At 54.5% G+C, this 1,619-nt stretch carries 1 protein-coding gene; it reads left to right on the forward strand.

The window, feature by feature from the left end; all coding sequences use genetic code 11:
* A partial coding sequence (gene dxs, locus A1359_RS04695; RefSeq protein ID WP_066978725.1) for a 1-deoxy-D-xylulose-5-phosphate synthase occupies positions 1-1,619 on the forward strand: 1,619 nt, incomplete at both ends.

Consider the following 1,619-nt stretch of genomic DNA (forward strand, 5'->3'; position numbering starts at 1 on the left):
TTCCCCCTACTCGACACCATACACAGCCCCGCTGACGTCAGAGCCCTCTCCAAAGACCAGCTTAAGCAGTTGGCGGACGAGGTGCGGCAGTATTTGACCCATACGGTTAGTATTTCAGGCGGGCATTTTTCAGCAGGCCTGGGTACGGTGGAACTCACCGTGGCCTTGCATTATGTGTTCAATACGCCGGAAGATCAGTTGGTGTGGGATGTAGGCCATCAGGCTTATCCGCATAAGATTCTGACCGGCCGTAAAGAGCGTATGCCGACCATCCGTACCATGGGCGGGGTATCGGCTTTTCCTTCGCGCGAAGAGAGCGAGTACGATGCCTTTGGCGTCGGCCATTCCAGCACGTCGATCAGCGCGGCCTTGGGCATGGCTATCGCTTCACAGTTGCGCGGCGAAGACAAGAAAATGGTGGCCATCATTGGCGATGGCTCGATTACCGGCGGCATGGCGTTCGAGGCGATGAATCACGCCGGCGATGTGAATGCGAATTTGCTGGTGATTTTGAACGATAACGATATGTCGATTTCACCGCCTGTCGGGGCGATGAATAATTATCTGACCAAGGTGTTGTCCAGCAAGTTGTATTCGTCAATGCGTGAGGAAAGCAAGAAAGCTCTGTCCAGTATGCCCAGCGTGTGGGAGTTAGCGCGCAAGACCGAGGAACATGTGAAAGGCATGATCGTACCCGGCACCCTGTTCGAGGAGCTGGGCTTTAATTATTTTGGCCCTATCGACGGCCATGATGTGGATATGCTGGTGTCGACGCTGGAGAATCTGAAGGATATTTCCGGGCCGGTGTTTTTACATGTAGTGACTAAAAAAGGTAAAGGCTATGCGCCGGCCGAGAAAGATCCTTTGGCCTATCATGGCGTGCCGGCTTTCGATCCGTCCAAGGATTCCCTGCCCAAGTCGGCACCGTCGCCGCATCCGACCTATACCGAGGTATTCGGTAACTGGTTGTGCGATATGGCAGCGCAGGACGAGCGTTTATTGGGGATTACCCCAGCCATGCGGGAAGGTTCAGGGTTGGTGAAGTTTTCCCAACAGTTTCCAAAACGCTATTTCGATGTGGCGATTGCCGAGCAGCATGCAGTGACACTGGCCGCCGGTCAGGCTTGTCAGGGCGCCAAACCGGTGGTGGCGATTTATTCGACTTTTTTACAACGGGCCTACGATCAGTTGATTCATGATGTGGCCTTGCAGAATCTGGATGTGTTGTTTGCGCTGGATAGGGCCGGCCTGGTCGGTCCGGACGGTCCGACGCATGCCGGCAGTTACGATTTTAGTTATATGCGCTGCATTCCGAATATGCTGGTGATGGCGCCGGCCGATGAGAATGAATGTCGGCAGATGTTGACCACGGGCTTTCATTATAAAGGTCCAGCCTCGGTACGTTATCCACGTGGCAAAGGTCCGGGTGCCAGCGTCGATTCAGATCTGTCTGAGCTGGAAATCGGCAAGGCTGAAATTCGCCACCAAGGCGGACGCATCGCCATTTTGGCCTGGGGCAGTATGGTGACGCCTGCGGTGGAAGTCGGTAAAAAACTCGGCGCTACGGTGGTGAATATGCGCTTTGTGAAGCCATTCGATGAAGCACTGGTGCTGGAACT

The sequence above is a fragment of the Methylomonas lenta genome, from assembly GCF_001644015.1.
GTDB lineage: Bacteria > Pseudomonadota > Gammaproteobacteria > Methylococcales > Methylomonadaceae > Methylomonas > Methylomonas lenta.